The sequence below is a fragment of the Alteromonas sp. Cnat2-8 genome, assembly GCF_022348355.1.
Lineage (GTDB): Bacteria > Pseudomonadota > Gammaproteobacteria > Enterobacterales > Alteromonadaceae > Alteromonas > Alteromonas macleodii.
The window spans coordinates 415279-432835 of the sequence record NZ_JAKREX010000003.1; the positions used below are offsets into that span (position 1 = coordinate 415279).

General features: G+C 45.7%; 18 protein-coding genes. 12 read left to right on the top strand and 6 right to left on the bottom strand.

Annotated elements, in window-relative coordinates:
* Positions 1-26: 26 nt before the first annotated feature.
* Both MHN00_RS09625 and dnaB read left to right on the top strand, forming a co-directional pair.
* The gene (locus MHN00_RS09625; RefSeq protein ID WP_014951108.1) at positions 27-497 is read left to right on the top strand and encodes a hypothetical protein; all 471 of its coding nucleotides are present in this window, start codon (positions 27-29) and stop codon (positions 495-497) included.
* 115 nt (positions 498-612) lie between these two features.
* The gene (dnaB, locus tag MHN00_RS09630) at positions 613-1998 is read left to right on the top strand and encodes a replicative DNA helicase (RefSeq protein ID WP_014951107.1); all 1386 of its coding nucleotides are present in this window, start codon (positions 613-615) and stop codon (positions 1996-1998) included.
* A 126-nt stretch (positions 1999-2124) separates the two neighbouring features.
* Here dnaB and MHN00_RS09635 read toward each other — a convergent pair whose 3' ends face one another.
* From MHN00_RS09635 to MHN00_RS09655, 5 genes are all read right to left on the bottom strand, one after another.
* A complete protein-coding gene (locus MHN00_RS09635; protein WP_039229239.1) occupies positions 2125-3321 on the bottom strand; it encodes an OmpA family protein in 1197 nt (398 codons plus the stop codon).
* 101 nt (positions 3322-3422) lie between these two features.
* Positions 3423-3860, bottom strand: coding sequence for a secondary thiamine-phosphate synthase enzyme YjbQ (locus MHN00_RS09640; protein ID WP_039233612.1), 438 nt, complete (start codon positions 3858-3860; stop codon positions 3423-3425).
* Positions 3850-4314: a chemotaxis protein CheX gene (locus MHN00_RS09645; RefSeq protein WP_014951104.1), complete on the bottom strand. Its 465-nt coding sequence runs from the start codon at positions 4312-4314 to the stop codon at positions 3850-3852. Before MHN00_RS09645 ends, MHN00_RS09640 begins: the two co-directional genes overlap by 11 nt.
* Positions 4304-4777, bottom strand: a complete 474-nt coding sequence (locus tag MHN00_RS09650) for a transcriptional repressor (protein ID WP_014951103.1) — start codon at positions 4775-4777, stop codon at positions 4304-4306. The genes MHN00_RS09645 and MHN00_RS09650 overlap by 11 nt, the downstream gene beginning before the upstream one ends.
* 35 nt (positions 4778-4812) lie before the next feature.
* Positions 4813-5277 carry an Rsd/AlgQ family anti-sigma factor gene (locus tag MHN00_RS09655; protein WP_014977657.1) on the bottom strand — a complete coding sequence of 155 codons (465 nt, stop codon included), beginning with the start codon at positions 5275-5277 and terminating at the stop codon, positions 4813-4815.
* A gap of 161 nt (positions 5278-5438) precedes the next feature.
* Here MHN00_RS09655 and nudC point away from each other — a divergent pair, with 161 nt between their 5' ends.
* The 3 genes from nudC to MHN00_RS09670 all read left to right on the top strand — a co-directional run bounded on the left by nudC (position 5439) and on the right by MHN00_RS09670 (position 8279).
* Positions 5439-6272, top strand: coding sequence for an NAD(+) diphosphatase (nudC, locus tag MHN00_RS09660; RefSeq protein ID WP_080760052.1), 834 nt, complete (start codon positions 5439-5441; stop codon positions 6270-6272).
* A 268-nt stretch (positions 6273-6540) separates the two neighbouring features.
* On the top strand, positions 6541-7632 hold the full coding sequence (gene hemE, locus MHN00_RS09665; RefSeq protein ID WP_239301022.1) for a uroporphyrinogen decarboxylase: 1092 nt from the start codon (positions 6541-6543) through the stop codon (positions 7630-7632).
* 23 nt (positions 7633-7655) lie between these two features.
* Positions 7656-8279, top strand: a complete 624-nt coding sequence (locus tag MHN00_RS09670) for a hypothetical protein (protein ID WP_069945116.1) — start codon at positions 7656-7658, stop codon at positions 8277-8279.
* 62 nt (positions 8280-8341) lie between these two features.
* Here MHN00_RS09670 and queG read toward each other — a convergent pair whose 3' ends face one another.
* A complete protein-coding gene (gene queG / locus MHN00_RS09675) occupies positions 8342-9484 on the bottom strand; it encodes a tRNA epoxyqueuosine(34) reductase QueG (RefSeq protein ID WP_239301023.1) in 1143 nt (380 codons plus the stop codon).
* Positions 9485-9490: 6 nt separating this feature from the next.
* Between queG and MHN00_RS09680 the strand changes: the two genes are divergently transcribed.
* From MHN00_RS09680 to hflX, 7 genes are all read left to right on the top strand, one after another.
* Positions 9491-10990 (top strand): NAD(P)H-hydrate dehydratase, encoded by a 1500-nt coding sequence (locus MHN00_RS09680; protein WP_239301024.1) that lies wholly within the window; start codon positions 9491-9493, stop codon positions 10988-10990.
* Positions 10991-11064: 74 nt separating this feature from the next.
* Positions 11065-11547: a tRNA (adenosine(37)-N6)-threonylcarbamoyltransferase complex ATPase subunit type 1 TsaE gene (tsaE, locus tag MHN00_RS09685; RefSeq protein WP_014951096.1), complete on the top strand. Its 483-nt coding sequence runs from the start codon at positions 11065-11067 to the stop codon at positions 11545-11547.
* An 85-nt stretch (positions 11548-11632) separates the two neighbouring features.
* Positions 11633-12982: an N-acetylmuramoyl-L-alanine amidase gene (locus MHN00_RS09690; protein WP_014951095.1), complete on the top strand. Its 1350-nt coding sequence runs from the start codon at positions 11633-11635 to the stop codon at positions 12980-12982.
* A 94-nt stretch (positions 12983-13076) separates the two neighbouring features.
* Positions 13077-14936, top strand: coding sequence for a DNA mismatch repair endonuclease MutL (gene mutL, locus MHN00_RS09695; protein ID WP_239301025.1), 1860 nt, complete (start codon positions 13077-13079; stop codon positions 14934-14936).
* Entirely contained in the window at positions 14920-15873 is a 954-nt protein-coding gene (miaA, locus tag MHN00_RS09700) for a tRNA (adenosine(37)-N6)-dimethylallyltransferase MiaA (protein ID WP_052234870.1), read from the top strand. The genes mutL and miaA overlap by 17 nt, the downstream gene beginning before the upstream one ends.
* A gap of 78 nt (positions 15874-15951) precedes the next feature.
* Positions 15952-16200 (top strand): RNA chaperone Hfq, encoded by a 249-nt coding sequence (hfq, locus tag MHN00_RS09705; RefSeq protein ID WP_014951092.1) that lies wholly within the window; start codon positions 15952-15954, stop codon positions 16198-16200.
* Positions 16201-16217: 17 nt separating this feature from the next.
* A complete protein-coding gene (gene hflX, locus MHN00_RS09710) occupies positions 16218-17507 on the top strand; it encodes a ribosome rescue GTPase HflX (RefSeq protein WP_014951091.1) in 1290 nt (429 codons plus the stop codon).
* Positions 17508-17557 lie beyond the last annotated feature (50 nt).

Here is a 17557-nt window from a genome sequence, read left to right on the forward strand (position 1 = left end):
TTGTTATTTTTTGATTGGAGGTTAAATTGAGTATTGTTGGACACGTCAAAAGGTTTTGGCGATTTCATAGTCTAATTATTGGTGCGTTTGGAATATGCGCATTTACGCTAGGCTGTGCTGTTCAGGAACCCGCTTATTACGAAGGTACTTGGGTGGTGACTAAGGCCTATAATGTAGGTGTTTCAGCTCACTCATCAATAGAGTCAGAAAAGTTCTTGGGTCGCTCGGTAACCTATGCTTCAGACTCGGCTAAACTCGATCAGGCATTTTGTGAGTCACCGGTGTATTCAACGAAAAATATCAGTAATCAAGATTTTTATGCTGCTTTTAAAGCCTCTCCATCATCGCTTGGCTTTAGCGACGACAAGATTACTGAAGTAAGTTTGTCGTGCCTTGATAATTCAGCAATCATGGGGTCTACACTCATTTTTCAGGAAGGTGGCAGCGCCTACACCTTGGTTGATGGTACGTTTTTAAAGCTGGAGAAAACGCTTTAAACGATGTTGTCTTTTTGCGCTTTCGCAACAAAATGACGACTTCCTTTGTTGAGTGATGGACGTTAAAAGCGCATAATATCCAACTGACTTTTGTGCATTGGGATAGGTTTCACTCGTGGCGTCTGCGTCTAAAAACGATAAGAATGTTGAAAAATTGAAGGTTCCACCTCATAGCATTGAGGCTGAGCAATCTGTTTTGGGCAGCATGCTTATTGACCCTGAAAGCTGGGACAAAGTCGCGGAGCTTGTTACCGATAACGATTTCTACAATCGCTCACACCAAATTATCTTTCGTGCTATCACTCGACTACTAAACAGTAGCCAGCCAATAGATCTTATAACAGTATCAGAAGAGCTGGAAAAGCATGATGAACTGGAAGATGCCGGTGGTTTTGCCTACTTAGGTGAACTTGCCAAAAACACGCCAAGTTCTGCGAACGTTGTGTCTTATGCGCAAATTATCAGTGAGCGCGCGATAACCCGAGAGCTTATTGGCGTGGCGCATGAAATAGCGGAAGTTGGGTACAACCCCGAAGGCCGTGACAGTGCAGACATTCTTGACCTGGCCGAAAGTAAAGTATTTGAAATTGCCGAGCGAAGAACTGGTGAAAACGAAGGTCCTCGCGATGTCGAGTCTATCTTAGGGAAGACCATTGACCGTCTAGAAGAATTGGTGAAAACCAATAAAGACGTTACCGGTGTTACTACCGGCTTTACCGACCTAGACAAAATGACCAGTGGTATGCAGCCCTCTGACCTTATTATCGTGGCGGCTCGTCCATCGATGGGTAAGACTACTTTCGCCATGAACTTGATTGAAAACGCCATGATGGCAGAAGACAAACCTGTACTTGTTTTCAGTCTTGAGATGCCCTCAGAACAAATCATGATGCGTATGTTGGCGTCATTAAGCCGCGTTGACCAAACCAAAATTCGTACTGCTCAGCTGGATGATGAAGATTGGGCACGTATCTCCAACACCATGGCTATGCTCAAAGACAAAGATTGTTTGTTTGTTGATGATTCATCAGGCCTTACACCAATGGACGTGCGAAGTCGCGCAAGAAAACTCGCTCGCGAACGCGGTGGAATCAGTCTAATCATGGTGGATTATCTTCAGTTGATGCGCGTACCTTCTCTTAGCGATAACCGAACATTGGAAATTGCAGAGATCTCTCGCTCATTGAAAGCATTGGCTAAAGAGCTTGAAGTACCGGTAGTCGCCCTTTCACAGCTTAACCGTACGCTAGAACAACGCGCCGATAAACGTCCAGTTAACTCTGACCTTCGTGAGTCTGGCTCAATCGAGCAGGATGCCGACCTAATTATGTTTATTTATCGTGATGAGGTTTATCACGAAAACAGTGAGTATAAGGGCATTGCAGAGATTATTATTGGTAAACAGCGTAACGGCCCAATTGGTACCTGTCGACTTACGTTCCAAGGTCAGTTCTCACGATTTGACAACTATGCAGGCCCTGCCATAGCCGACGAATACTAGCCCCTCTTATAGCGACTAAAGGCTTCGACCGCGGCCACGGTCTACATTTTAAGGGTAAATAAGTTAAAGTATTTCAGACACAAAAAAGGCGCCGTAAGGCGCCTTTTTCAATTCATCTACAATGAATTACTTTTCTTCAGCTACTTTCACTGTGTCTTTAACTGTCACTGAAATGCGACGGTTAACACGGTGTGCTTCAGCGTTCTTACCATTGTCTAGAAGCTGAGTTTCGCCGTAACCGATAGTCTCTAAACGAGAACCTTCGATACCGTACATGTCTACCATTACTTCTTTGAAGTTTGCAGCACGACGCTTAGAAAGGTCCATGTTGTAAGCTTCACTACCTGGTGCAGAAGTGTGACCTTCAATTACCGCAGTTGTTGAAGGATACTGCTTCATGAACTCAGCAAATTCAGAGATTTCTGGATCTTTTGGCATTTTAACTACAGCACTTTCGTTGTCGAATAGAACGCGTAGTGTGATTTCTACTGTCTCTTCGTCAAATACTGTACAACCTTTTGCATCAACTTTTACGCCAGCTGGTGTATCAGGGCACATATCTTTGCTGTCTACAACGCCGTCGTTGTCCGAATCTTTAATTGCACAGCCAGTTGCATCTACTTTAGTGCCAGCTGGAGTGTTAGGACACTGGTCAACGTTGTTTAGAACGCCATCGTTATCATCATCGATGCTACAACCATTTGCGTCAACACGAACACCGGCTGGTGTCATTGGGCACTGGTCTTTGCTGTCTACAACGCCATCGTTGTCGCTGTCTTTAGGTGCGGCAGGAGTGCCTTTACCAAATGGGATCGCGATACCAACTTTAACACTGTAGTCATTGTAATCTTCACCGAAGTCGTGATAAGCGGCGATTTCAGTAACAAGTTTAACATCTTCGTGGATGTCCCAGTGTTTACCGATACCGATGTTACCAAGGGTAGTTGATTCGCCTACTGCTTGACGCTTAACACCACCGAATAAGAACCATGCATCATTTGGCATGAAGTATAGTGCGTCAACACCAACCATTTCACCGCTTTCATCACCGCCGCCTGCATAATCAAGGTCTAGGGCTGTAAATTCAACACGAGCTGCCCAGCTTTGAGTAAAACGGAAACCGTATTCAAAAGCTACGCCACGACCATCGTCGTAAAGGCCGCCGTCAGTTAGATCTAACGGACGTGAGTCGTCAGTGTTGTAATACATGCCAGACAAACCAAACCAGTTTTTGTACTCTGGCTCAGAAGAGTCTTGTGCAAATGCATTAGTCGAAGAAATTACAGCAAGAGATAGCGCTGCCATTTTAAAGTGTTGTTTCATAGTCACATCCTGTTTAACGTTGAGTGATTATCGATTTTTGATAATTTTGTGTTGTGCTTAACGTTTAACGCTAGCACAAATTGTGCCATTTATAATATGGGTTAGGCTGCGATCCCTTGTAATGTGGCAATAATTGTTCGTCTTCCACCATGATCTCGGTGTTCGCCGAGCATGATACCCTGCCACGTGCCAAGTGCAAGCTTGCCTTGTTGGACAGGTATAGTAAGTTGACACCCTAGTATACTCGATTTTAAGTGAGCAGGCATATCATCTTTACCTTCATAAGTATGCCTGAAAAAAGAAAGCTCTTCTTTTACACTATGGTTGAAGAACGCTTCCATATCATGCCTCACTGTAGGGTCGGCATTTTCATTGATTGTCAAACTAGCGCTTGTATGCTGAAGCCATAGGTGCAAAAGGCCGACTTCAACATGACGAATACTGGGTAGTGCAGATTCCACCTGCTGTGTTATCAGGTGAAATCCTCTCGGGTAGCTGTCGAGTGTAATTTTTTCAGACTGCCAGAAATTATTTGTCAAAACAGATTTCCAAATGCGCTAACCCTTCGTCGCACATGAAAGGAAGAATAATTTTAGCACCATCAACCTGGTGACTAATCGTATGTTGCTTTCCTGATACAACGATGGGTGTTGCCATTCCAAACTCGTAACCCCGTTCAGCAAGGTCTCGTTTTGCGTTACCGCAAATCATGTTGGTAACTTCGCCAACCATGTCGCCTACTTCTGCATCAAGCTTCTCAGGGCGCTCGCCAACCATTCTCTCCATTATGGTCAGGGCCAACGACTCGTCAAAAGTAATAGACATAGAGCCGCGAACGTCAGGGCCCACCATGCCAATTAGCCCCGATACATCGCCTTTGGCGATATCACTTTGTTTGCGCTTGGGCTTGCCCGGGGTCAATTTAGTTTGAGCCATGGTTTCAAGCACGTTCAAAAGACCAGCAATAAACGGGTTCACAAAATCAGCATTCATGTACACTCTCCTGGGCAGCGTGATCTTCCGTTTGTTGACAATCGGCACATAATCCATGGGCCTCTATAGTTTGTTTCGATACTTTGAATCCGTGTTGCTTTGCTTGGCTATCAAGGGTCTCTTGAAGACCTTCAGATTGAATTTCAGCAACATCACCACAGCTGTCACAAATTAGAAACTGAACAGGGTGGTTACAACCAAAATGATAGCAGGCCACAAACGCATTAGTAGACTCTAAACGGTGAATAAACCCAAAATCGAGAAGAAAATCAAGGGCGCGATAGACTGTCGCAGGTTTGGCACTAGACTCTGTTTCTTTCAGTGAGTCGAGTAGTTCATAAGCACCCATAGGACCGTGCTTTGAAACAAGAATTTCGTACACCTTTTCTCTAAGCGGTGTGAATCTGGCGCCGCGTTGCTCGCAATAAGCCCGTGCCTTATGAATAAGTGTGGTTTTGTTCATTGATGATAACCGTAAACTCGACTTTCATTGTTATATTAAAGCGTCACTTCTGGATCACGTTTTTTAGTGTGTACATGAGCTATTAACTCATCTTCCAAGGCAAAACGCTCTTCTAATGTCTCACCAAGCTTGGCTAGCGCTGAGTCAAATTCAGCTGCCTGCTCGGGCGTTACTGCTTGTGCAAACGTATCATTAAATGCGAGTGCTGCGTCAGTGGTTTTTGTCAATCTGGGGTAAAGTTTATCTCGTAGTGCAAGGCCTTCATTGTCGTTTTCAACCAACATATCGAAAACCTCAAAGTGTCCTACCGACAAATAATCGAGTAATGCGCTGCAAAAGTTGTCTATTTCATCTGGGTCAGGTAAACACTCGCTTCGCTTGTTAATACCTGCTAGTTCACAGAAAGAAACTAACAGTGCCTGTCTGTCCATTAACCAGCGGTCAATAACCTGGCTTTTCCCGCCCCATTTTGATTTAACGCTTTCTAACTGTTGCAACATTTTGATGTGTTACCCGTTTAGCGACAATAAGTTTCAGTATAACACTGTGCACTAGCGACACAAATTTTGCGCGAAAAAGTTCGTTTCAAAATGTATGGTGGCGATCTATACGCTCAGTATTTAGTGTAGTATGAAGCATTAAAGAACAGGAGTGATGTGCAATGATGATAAAGTTGGATGAGGCGAAACTAGCTGCTCAGCAAGCCCTGTGGGTAGTTTTTAGTCGCGGCAAAATTGTGGTACAAGAATCGTCTGAGTCTATCCCCGTTGCTTACCTGAGTGATATTCCATTTTTAGCATCTTATGTCGATGAAATTCATCAACTTCCGCCGCTCAATGAGACGGCGCATAGAGATCTGCCCGTATATGTTGTTGATTTGGGCGCTGAGCATGTTGACGAACCCGGTTGGGAACGGGTATCGCTTAGACAGCTTCTTTTTGCCGAATACGATATTGCCTTTTCCGTTATTGGGCGAGCCTGGCAATACATCCACTTCTTGCGTACTCATCAATTTTGCGGGCAATGTGGAGCCAAGACTGAACGCGTAGATTGGGAAATGGCAATGCATTGTCACCGCTGTCAACATCGCAGTTATCCAAGAGTGTCTCCCTGTATCATTGTTTCTATACACGACAACGAAAAAATATTGTTGGCCAAAGGCGTTCGCCACCGAGAATCCAATATGTATTCAACCCTTGCAGGCTTCGTAGAAAGTGGTGAAAGTCTGGAGCAAGCGGTCCACAGAGAAGTTTTCGAAGAAGTTGGCGTTAAGGTTAAAAACTTGCGCTATTACAATAGTCAGCCATGGCCATTTCCACATTCCTTAATGGTCGGGTTTGTTGCCGAGTATGACGAAGGGGAAATTCGTTGTCAGGAGAACGAGATAGATGATGCGCAATGGTTTGATATAGATGCGCTGCCGACTATTCCACCGAAAGTGTCTATTGCGGGACAATTAATTGCTGAAACGGTGTCTCTGATCGGCGACAAATAAAAAACCCTGCCGAAGCAGGGTTTCAATAAGTTTAGCACGGTCCCATGTAGGGCTTCTTTTCTTTAACGGTTATAGTAATAGCAAACACTCACTTTAAGTGCAAGCGTCTTTTTAAAGTAATGTTCAAGTATTGTTTGTCTTTAATAATCGACACTACACCGATTTGTCGTTAAAACATTGATTTTTTAATACAGGTTTTAGCACACCTTAGTTAAGAATACTGGTATACTTTCGCGCTCAAATATCTTCAGTAATTTAGGTGAGTTATATGTCGCAAAATTTCCCCAGTGTTGATAAGCCCGCGTTAAAGAACGATCGTTACTTACGTGCGTTACTTAAGCAGCCGGTTGATGTCACACCTGTATGGATGATGCGACAAGCCGGGCGCTACCTCCCAGAGTACAAAGCGACTCGTGCAATAGCAGGCGATTTTATGTCGTTGTGCAAGAATGCAGAACTTGCATGTGAGGTGACGCTACAACCTTTACGTCGTTTTCCTCTCGACGCTGCAATTCTCTTTTCGGATATTTTGACCATTCCAGATGCGATGGGCCTCGGTCTTTACTTTGAAACAGGTGAAGGCCCTCGCTTTAAAAATCCAATCACGTGTAAAGCGGATGTGGATAAAATCGGCCTTCCTGATCCAGAAGGTGAACTACAGTACGTAATGAATGCCGTTCGTACTATTCGCCGTGAGCTTAAAGGTGAAGTGCCATTAATTGGTTTTTCTGGAAGCCCTTGGACACTCGCGACTTACATGATTGAAGGTGGTTCAAGTAAAGCCTTTACCAAAATCAAGAAAATGGCATTTGCTGAGCCAGCAACGCTTCATGCGTTACTAGCAAAACTGGCTGATTCTGTTACTGAGTATTTAAATGCTCAAATCGCTGCGGGCGCGCAGTCAGTCATGGTATTTGATACTTGGGGTGGCGTGTTATCTCCTCGTGAATACAAAGAATTCTCGCTTCAGTACATGGAGCGCATTGTAAGTGGGCTGACCCGTGAAAATGAAGGCCGTAAAGTACCTGTTACCTTGTTCACCAAAAACGGTGGCATGTGGCTAGAATCGATTGCGGCGACAGGCTGCGACGCAGTAGGTTTAGACTGGACTATCGACATTAAAGAAGCGCGTGCGCGCATTGGCGATAAAGTTGCACTTCAAGGTAATATGGATCCATCAATGCTGTATGCTCAACCGCAAAGAATTGAGCAAGAAGTGGCGTCCATTCTAGAAGGTTACGGTGAAGGTAGCGGTCACGTATTTAATTTAGGTCACGGTATCCATCTAGACGTACCACCTGAAAATGCAGGTGTGTTCGTTAATGCGGTACATGAACTTAGTAAGCAATATCACAAGTAAGCGACTTCGATAAAGGAAGTAAAATGAAAACGTGGCTTGTGTTGTTGCTGATAGCGTTTGCATTGATAGCAGGGTATAAATTTTCTGGCTATCAACACCAACTCAGTGAATCCAATGCAGAAAAAGAGCGACTAACCAATGTGTTAGCGCGCTCTCGTGCCACCGAAACGAGTGAGCTGAAAGTTATTAAGCCCGCCGCCAAGTTGGTTTCAAATGAAACAGGTGCGGTGCTCTTGGATACAAGCGTTACGAAAAACGGCGAGATGAATGTTGCCCCCGTTGCTGAGAATGTCCAAATCATGGCGCCAGAGGTTTTCTACACGAAAACCGAAGGCTCACTCAATACGTTTTTTGCGCTGCCGCCTAACAACGAGCGCTTTGTTTTAGACTCGGTAAAATGTGAGAACGGACATTGCGAAATAACGGGTGAGTATGACGGTTCTGAAACTGAGCTGTCGCGAGTTATTGAAGCATTGGAACAGGAACCGTGGTGGGAATTCGGCTCGCCTATCATAACCACGCAAGTGGCACAGCGAGGCCTCAAACTTAACGTTTCTTTCGCCGCATCCCATTCGCCAAATGCTCGTGTGCGTTATCGGAATAGCACTCAGGCCGATTTAAACAGTCAGCTTGCCTCAGCGGGTTAACCCCAAAACGTGTATATCGCCAATTGAATTCGCGGTATGCCTTATTCAAACGTGTACTGGCGTTAGGCGTCTCTTGGTAAACCTTTTTCAATTACGCGAATAAGCCGCGCTTGCTGCCTGTTTTTTGCTTCAGACGCTTGTTGCTTCTCTTGCTGCCGCTTAAGAGCCCAATCAATATGTCTGTCCACCAAGTCACTCACGCTCCCTCGTCTTTCTTTCAAAAGCAGAATGCTTTGTTCATCATACGGAGCGTTTCCTAACGCAACGGCAATATTACGCTGCCACTTCTCAAAGCCAATCCGCCTGATGGGAGAGCCTTCCGTATTGCGTAAGAAGGTTTCTTCAGACCAGCCGAAAAGCGCATTGAGACTTTGGCCGTGAAGCACTTGTCGCGGGTGGAAATCTTCTTCACTGGTAACGTCGGCAAAGCGATTCCAAGGGCAAACAAGTTGGCAATCGTCACAGCCATAAATGCGATTGCCCATCATGGGGCGTAAATATTCGGGAATATCTTTGTCTGATTCAATGGTGAGATAGGAAATACAGCGACGGGCATCTACTTTATAAGGCGCAACAATCGCATTGGTAGGGCAAATGGTTAAACACGCCGTGCAGGTGCCGCAACCCTCTTCAATTGGTGAGTCAGTGGGTAATGGCAAATTGATGAACAGCTCACCTAAGAAGAACCAAGAGCCGGCTTCTTTGTTGAGTGTCAGGCTGTGTTTCCCCGTCCAGCCAATACCCGCTTTTTCAGCAATAGCGTGTTCCAACACGGGGGCTGAGTCTACAAACGGGCGATATTGGGTATGCGCCAAGGATGCGGTGATTTTCTCTCCCAATTGCTTCAGACGTTTGCGCAGCACTTTGTGGTAGTCACGGCCCAATGCATAGCGGCTGATGTATCCTATTTCTGGCTTTTTTAAATGCTTGGCAAACGAGGCGTCAGGAGGTAAGTAGTTCATGCGAACGCTGATAACCCGTAATGTCCCTGGGACCAACTCATCAGGCCGGGCACGCTTCATCCCATGACTCTCCATAAAGGCCATGTCACCGTGATACCCATTGTCTAACCATTCCTGAAGGTGTGCCTCGTGCTGATGTAGATCAATATCGCTGATGCCAACCTGCTGAAAGCCTAGCGCTGTACCCCAAGCCTTGATATTGTTGGTTAATTCAACAAGGTCGATAGAACTAAATTCGGACATGTGCTCATGCTAGATACTCAATTAACGTCAAGTTTATCATACAAATTATTTCGGGCCGATCAGGTTAGGGAAAATGAGGGACAAGCCGCCGCGAATTCGGGCTGCGATATGTTCACGTTGATGCAACGAGCTGGTGATGTGGTGTTTAAGCAGTGTCTTGAGCTTATGCCAAACTCAGACGTTTACTTAGTGCTGGTGGGCCAAGGTAACAATGCGGGTGACGGCTACATTGCAGCAATAAACGCAAAACTTGCGGGTAAACAAGTGCATTTATGTGCGGTTGAGCCTGAACGTACGCTGGAAGGTGATGCTGGCAAAGCACAGCAGCGCTGGCTCGATTCAGGAGGCAGTATCAATGGGTTTGACGCTGCGCTCCTCGAGAAGTCTGACGTAGTGATTGATGCGCTTCTTGGTACAGGTATTAATAGCTATATTCGCAATGAGTTTGCAGACATCATTGATGCGGTGAATGCGTCATCAACACCGGTAGTAAGCGTTGATGTGCCGTCAGGGCTTGATGCAAATACAGGACAGAGCCTGGGGCGATGTGTTCAGGCTGATATCACCGTTACTTTTGTGGGCATTAAGCCGGGGCTTGTTACTGGTGCGGGTAAACAATCGTGCGGTAAGTTAGTGTATGCGGACTTGGGTATCGGCAAAGCGTTCCAAGCATTAGCTAAAGCGAGCGCGACCATGCTAAATATCGACCACTTTAAAGGTATGGGGCCACGGGAGATTAACAGTCATAAAGGGACTTATGGTCGACTGTTGTGCATTGGCGGTAACCGTGGAACAGCAGGTGCCATTCGACTCGCCAGTGAAGCCGCGCTGAGAAGTGGTGCGGGCATGGTACGCGTGTATACCCATGAGTCGTCAGTCGTTCAGGTCAGTGCAGGCAGACCTGAACTCATGGTCACCGACTTTAATTTGGAAGATGCATTAGCTTGGGCAACCTGTGTGGTTATTGGACCGGGTCTTGGGCAAGATGAATGGGCAGAAAGCGCATTTGAAACCACCATGAAGCACTGTCAAAGCCAAAATAAGCCTGTGGTCATTGATGCTGACGCGCTAAATCTGTTGTGTCAGCAGTCAACCGCGTACACCTTGTCTGACAGTATTTTAACCCCTCACGCGGGCGAAGCTGCGCGTTTACTCGGTGTTTCTATTGATGATGTAGAAAGCGACCGTTTTAACTACGCAAGGCAGTGCTCACAGCGATACCATGCGGTCTGTGTACTAAAAGGGGCGGGCACGCTTATCGACAATGAAAAGAAAACCTGGGTTTGCCGTCACGGTAATCCAGGTATGGCTACCGCAGGAAGCGGTGATGTATTAAGCGGAATATTGGGCGCGTTGCTCGCGCAAGGCGTAGAAACAGATATTGCAGCGAAATATGGTGTAGTACTTCATGCTAAGGCTGGCGATGATATTGCCCAACTGTATGGTCAACGTGGTATGATAGCAAGCGATTTGTTTGACGCAGTACGTGCGCTTATAAACCACTAGTTAGCGTGGTTTTGTCTTGAACGGGCAGGCATCTACTGTGTTATTCGGCTTTCTATTACTGTGGAATATTGTTGATGTCTTACCCGCATACCTCTTTTTTTGCTAATGAAGTAGATGATACTGCGCAGCTTGCCAGAGATTTAGCGCAGGCTGTTTCGAGTCAACTCCCTACCGATGCTGTTATTTATTTAAACGGCGACTTAGGTGCAGGGAAAACGACATTTAGCCGATATTTCATTCAATCTTTAGGTCATTCAGGTAGCGTTAAAAGTCCAACCTATACATTGGTTGAACCTTATGAGTTGGATGGCGTCAATATCTATCACTTCGACCTGTATCGCTTAGCCGACCCAGAAGAGTTAGAGTTCATGGGAATTCGCGATTACTTTGGTTCGGGCGCTATCGCGCTTATTGAATGGTCGGAAAAAGGGGGCGAATACTTGGCATCCCCAGACTTAGTGATTAGTATAAATATTACGCCATCGGGTAGGCAGTTTAATTTGGAAGCAAAAAGTGCCCACGGTGCGAAATTGCTTCAGCAATGCAAGCGCGTTTAGCGCAAATGCGAAATGAAAGAAAAACTGAATAAATAGCCGCTCCGGAGTTGACGAGAGCAGCATAACAATAACAGAAAGGCTAATTATGGTGCGCAGTATAGTTTCGGTATTATTATTGTGTTTCGTCGTGCAATTCGCACACGGTGCGCAAAATAACATCGACGGGGTTAGGATATGGCCGTCGCCGGACAATACGCGCGTTGTTTTCGATATGAAATCAGCGCCAGAGTTCACCTATTTTACGCTCAAAAATCCGCTTCGGCTTGTCATCGATCTTAACAACACCAGCGACACCGCTAAGCTTTCTGGCATTGAAAACAGCGGTGATTTGATTAAAAAGCTGCGCTACTCCACACCGAAAAACAAATCATCTGCCAGAGTGGTTGTTGAGCTCAATAGAAATACAAAGCCTTCGTTATTTGCAGTAACCCCCGATGGTGCTTACGGACACAGGCTGGTTGTCGATTTACCAGATAGCGCGCCGAAGCCGTCTCCAACGTTATCAGCGTCGGCATCAACCGGCTCTGTCGTTATTGATGATTCAACCAGTGCCCGAGACCGAGACATTATCGTCGCCATCGACGCCGGGCATGGTGGACATGACCCAGGTTCAATCGGTCCGGCTGGTACCTATGAAAAGCACATCACCCTGAGTATCGCCAAAAAACTGGAAGACATGATAAACCGGGAGCGAGGTATGCGCGCCATCATGACTCGTGGCGATGATTATTATGTTTCTCCTAATCGACGTCCTGAAATTGCGCGCGAGAAAAAAGCCGATTTGCTTATTTCCATCCACGCCGATGCGTTTAGTCAGCCTCAACCGCGAGGTGGTTCGGTGTGGGTACTATCCATGCGAAGAGCAGACACTGAATTAGGCCGCTGGCTAGAGAAATCTGAACGTCACTCTGAATTACTCGGTGGTGCAGCTGAAGTGATCAATGATAAATCAAGCGAGCGATATCTTACTGAAACCATACTGGGTTTATCGATGGATCACAGTATGGCGACCAGCCACGATTTAGGTAATAAAGTGGTTGAAGAGCTAAAGCAGGTGACCAGTCTGCATAAAAGAAAACCACAAGCCGCCAGTTTTGCAGTTTTGACCGCGCCTGACATCCCCTCTATTTTGGTCGAAGTTGGTTTCATTTCTAATCCGCAAGAAGAGAAGAATCTGAACTGGTCTAAACATCGCGAACGCTTAGCGAATGCCATGTTTAATGCGACTAAGCGTTACTTCAAGCAAGTTCCCCCTGATGGTACACTGTGGGCACAAGAAAGGGCGAACAACCGAACGCACAAAGTAAGAAGCGGCGAGTCGCTCTCGTTATTAGCACAGCGTTACAATGTAAAAGTAAGCAGCATCAAAGCAGCGAATGATCTTTCAAGTGATGTTGTACGCGTAGGGCAGGTACTAAATATTCCGAGAACCTAAACCTAGGTTTTGTTTCATCGGCTTTTTCAGCACTCATTGCACTTACATGTCGTATCGCCACGAATCCATATAGTTAATATCATAGGGTAGTCCTTTGCCTATACAGCTTTTATCTCCCCAACTTGCAAACCAGATTGCCGCTGGTGAAGTGGTTGAGCGCCCCGCGTCTGTGGTTAAAGAATTACTAGAAAACAGCCTTGATGCTGGTGCCACCAAAATAGAAGTCGATATTGAAAAAGGTGGCCACAAACGCATTCGAATAAAAGACAATGGGTCAGGCATTGTCAAAAGTGAACTGCAGCTGGCATTAAGTCGCCATGCAACCAGCAAAATCACCACTCTGGATGACTTAGAACAAATTCTCTCTCTTGGCTTTCGTGGCGAAGCGCTGGCCAGTATTAGCTCGGTAAGCCGGTTAACACTGACATCACGCACTGAGTCTCAAGGAGAGGCGTGGCAGGCCTACTGTGAGGGTAGGGAAATGGCGGTAAATATTCAGCCAGCGGCCCACCCTGTTGGCACCACAATTGACGTGGCGGATCTGTTTTACAACACGCCAGCAAGACGTAAGTTTTTACGCACCGAAAAAACCGAATTTCAGCATATTGAAGAAGTCATAAAACGCATAGCACTGAGCTATCCCAAGGTTTCATTTGTTTTAAAACACAACGATAAAGTAGCAAAGCGCTTTATCGCCGACAAAGCAGGCAGTTTAGCCACCCGAATTGGCGCTGTGGTTGGACAAAAGTTTGTTCAAAACGCCGTACATATTAGTACCGAGTATGAAGGTCTTCAGATTGATGCTTGGCTAGGTAATGAGGCCATGCTTCGCAGCAGCAATGATTGCCAGTTCAGTTTTGTTAACGGCAGAGGCATGCGAGATAAGCTTATTATGCACGCTATTCGCCAAGCGTACGAAAGCGTTTGGGGTGTGGTGGAGCAACCAAGCTTTGTGGTGTACTTAACGGTTAACCCTAAAGATGTGGATGTAAATGTTCATCCCGCCAAGCATGAGGTGAGGTTTCAACAAGGCAGATTGGTGCACGACTTTATCTGTAAAACCGTGAGTGATGCGCTGCACGCCATGACCGACGAACAGCCTTTATCAGGAATGGACGCAAACCGTCCTTCGGGCTCAGATTTCATGTCTTCTCAGGTAGAACACGATTACATTAGGCCTTTACAGAATCAAACGTCGGATAATGCACAGGCGTTCAACGAGTCTTCTCGTTACTCGACGGGGGGAATCTCGCAAGGCGCGCCACAGTCTTATGGGCAATTTACAGGTAGTCCAAGAAATACATCCTCGGGAAGTGCCAGTGGTGGACGAAGTGGTGGCGCTGCACATAAGCAAAGTCGAGGGCCAAGCGCGGCATATCAGTCAAATTACAATGCGTTAATGACGCCAAATAGCGACATTATTAACAACAATGCAGACCCGATGCTCGTTGCAGAGCACGTTAATCTAACTTCCCAGTGTAGAATTTACCCAAAATCAGAAAAAATTTACCTTCTTTGTGCAACTAAAGTTGCAAGTATCTGGTTAAGCGAACTATTTTTAAAAGCGCAACATGGACAACCGTTGTTAATGCCCGTTGCTGTCTCGCTCAATAATGTCAATGAGCAACTGGTTACAATGCTAAACGACGCGCATTTTGAAGTGAATAAAGTGGCTGGCAAATATCGGCTGCAACAGGTGCCGGCCGGCACCAGGCACTTGCCGTGGCTCAAGTGGTTTGAATACTTCTTATTAGTTGAACTAAATGATGAAGTAAATTCACTTGATGATGCCGTAAAATCATTGGTTTTGCCTGAACATGTTTTAGATGAAGAGACATCAAATGCGCTGTGGTACTGGTTGGATCAGCAGAGTGAAGTGAAACAATGGGAAATTATTGAGCAATTTGCTAAAGTGCGCCCCTTAAATTCAGTGCTAGATGTATGGGGAGAATAAGGTGTCCAATGGCATAAATTCTGCATTGCCAGTAATAGCAATTATGGGCCCCACGGCATCAGGCAAGACAGGCTTGGCGCTTGATATAGCGGCCAAGGTTGAAAGCGAAGTAATTAGTGTTGATTCAGCCCTTGTTTATAAAGGTATGGACATCGGCACTGCGAAGCCAACGCAGGAAGAGCAAGCAGGTGTAGTACATCATCTAATTGATATTATCGACCCTGCACAAAGCTATTCGGTGTCGCAATTTGTAAACGACACTAATGCGCTAATTGGCGATATTTTAGCGCGTGGCAAGGTGCCAATTTTGGCTGGAGGTACAATGATGTACTTTAATGCCTTGATAAATGGAATTTCGCCACTACCTAAGTCAGATGAAAAGATACGGGACGAAATAACACAGCAGGCACAACGCTTGGGTTGGTCTAAATTACACGATGAATTACGTGGTGTAGATCCAATTAGTGGTGAGAGAATTCACCCCAACGACCCACAGCGAATTACCCGTGCGCTGGAAGTGTATAGAAGTACCGGCAAGACGTTGACACATTGGCAACAACAAGAGGGTGAAAAGTGCCCTTATAACATTGCACAATTTGCCATAGCGCCCGCAGACAGGGCAGTGTTGCACGAACGTATAGCGACCCGCTTTGATTTGATGTTGGAGCAAGGGTTTGAGAATGAAGTAGTAAAGCTCTACGAACGCAGTGATCTTCATGAAGATTTGCCTTCTATTCGTTCGGTAGGGTACAGACAGATGTGGCAGTACCTAGACGGCCAATTGAGTTACGCAGAAATGCGTGAAAGAGGCATTATTGCTACAAGGCAGCTCGCCAAGCGTCAGCTCACGTGGTTACGGGGCTGGGAGCAGGTTACATGGCTAGACACATTTGCTAACGATAATTTGACTAAAATTACAGCGAAAGTCACACTTTAAATGTTTGAGTGTGGTATATATTAGACGTGCAGTGATAGTGAAATTCCTATCACGAATAATAAAAACTAAGGATATCAAATGGCTAAAGGGCAATCTTTACAAGACCCATTCTTGAACGCTTTGCGTAAGGAACGTATTCCAGTATCAATTTATCTGGTAAACGGTATTAAACTTCAGGGACAGGTTGAATCTTTCGACCAGTTCGTAATTTTACTGAAGAACACAGTAAGCCAAATGGTGTATAAGCACGCGATTTCTACTGTTGTTCCAGCACGCGCTATCACAATGCCTAGCGCAGGAGATTCTGAAAATACTAAAGGTGAATAATTTAAAAGGTAACGCGCTTGTTTGACCGTTATGAAGCCGGTGAACAGGCTGTACTTGTTCATGTTAATTTTTCCGACGAGAACAGTAAAGAAGACTTAAGTGAGCTTGAATTGCTTGTGTCTTCAGCAGGGGTTAATGCGGTAGAAGTTATTACGACTTCGCGCAGTGCGCCTCATGCTAAGTTTTTTGTTGGTTCAGGTAAGGCAGAGGAAATAGCAGCGGCAGTGAAAGCACACGATGCCAACGTTGTTATTTTCAACCACGCGCTTTCTCCTTCTCAGGAGCGTAATTTAGAAGCGGTGTGTAAATGCCGGGTGTTAGATAGAACGGGGCTAATTCTTGATATTTTTGCGCAGCGCGCAAGAACACATGAGGGTAAGCTTCAGGTCGAACTAGCCCAGTTGAGGCATATCTCAACTCGTCTCATCAGAGGATGGACCCACCTTGAGCGTCAAAAAGGTGGTATTGGTCTTCGCGGTCCAGGTGAGACACAGCTAGAAACTGACCGTCGACTACTTCGTGGTCGTATTAAAGCCATTCTTCGTCGATTGGAAAAAGTGCAAAAGCAACGCGAGCAGGGTCGCCGCTCGCGCAAACGCGCTGAAATTCCAACGGTATCCTTAGTTGGCTATACGAATGCGGGAAAATCGACGCTGTTTAACACCATTACCGACTCACACGTTTACGCTGCCGATCAGCTGTTTGCAACGCTAGATCCCACGTTACGCAAAATCGATTTAAAAGACGTAGGGCCGGCTATTTTAGCCGACACGGTAGGTTTTATTCGTCATCTTCCCCACGACCTCGTTGCTGCGTTTAAAGCGACACTTCAAGAGACTCAAGAAGCAGATTTACTGCTCCATGTGGTTGATATTGCTGATGCAAAATATCGCGAAACCATGGATGAAGTTAATGATGTACTTGAAGAAATTGAAGCTGGAGAGATTCAACAATTACTAATCTGTAATAAGATTGATAAACTAGACGACGTTCAACCGCGTATAGAAAGAAACGACGAAGGGGTGCCTGTCAGAGTGTGGCTATCTGCACAAACAGGCGAAGGAACGGAATTATTGAGCCAAGCTTTAACCGAATGTTTAGGTAAAAGTATGGTGAATTACACATTAAAGATTCCGCCTGCACAAAGTCGATTGCGCGGCGTGTTGTACGAACTAAACTGTATTGCTAGTGAAGAATACGACAGTCAGGGAGACTGGGTAGTTGATGTAAGAATGCCCGCCGCTGACTGGAACAGACTTGAAAAACGTCTGGAAAACGGAATATCAGAGTATGTTGTGCGACATTAGTCAGTGCTAGTCACTGCATTGAGCATGCGAAATTCAAAAATATAACAGTA

Coding starts and splice junctions, on each gene's coding strand:
- MHN00_RS09635 (WP_039229239.1), bottom strand. CDS start 3,321: ATGAAACAACACTTTAAAATGGCAGCGCTATCTCTTGCTGTAATTTCT.
- MHN00_RS09645 (WP_014951104.1), bottom strand. CDS start 4,314: ATGAATGCTGATTTTGTGAACCCGTTTATTGCTGGTCTTTTGAACGTG.
- MHN00_RS09650 (WP_014951103.1), bottom strand. CDS start 4,777: ATGAACAAAACCACACTTATTCATAAGGCACGGGCTTATTGCGAGCAA.
- MHN00_RS09655 (WP_014977657.1), bottom strand. CDS start 5,277: ATGTTGCAACAGTTAGAAAGCGTTAAATCAAAATGGGGCGGGAAAAGC.
- nudC (WP_080760052.1), top strand. CDS start 5,439: ATGATGATAAAGTTGGATGAGGCGAAACTAGCTGCTCAGCAAGCCCTG.
- hemE (WP_239301022.1), top strand. CDS start 6,541: ATGTCGCAAAATTTCCCCAGTGTTGATAAGCCCGCGTTAAAGAACGAT.
- MHN00_RS09670 (WP_069945116.1), top strand. CDS start 7,656: ATGAAAACGTGGCTTGTGTTGTTGCTGATAGCGTTTGCATTGATAGCA.
- queG (WP_239301023.1), bottom strand. CDS start 9,484: ATGTCCGAATTTAGTTCTATCGACCTTGTTGAATTAACCAACAATATC.
- MHN00_RS09680 (WP_239301024.1), top strand. CDS start 9,491: ATGCTAGATACTCAATTAACGTCAAGTTTATCATACAAATTATTTCGG.
- tsaE (WP_014951096.1), top strand. CDS start 11,065: ATGTCTTACCCGCATACCTCTTTTTTTGCTAATGAAGTAGATGATACT.
- MHN00_RS09690 (WP_014951095.1), top strand. CDS start 11,633: ATGGTGCGCAGTATAGTTTCGGTATTATTATTGTGTTTCGTCGTGCAA.
- miaA (WP_052234870.1), top strand. CDS start 14,920: ATGTATGGGGAGAATAAGGTGTCCAATGGCATAAATTCTGCATTGCCA.
- hfq (WP_014951092.1), top strand. CDS start 15,952: ATGGCTAAAGGGCAATCTTTACAAGACCCATTCTTGAACGCTTTGCGT.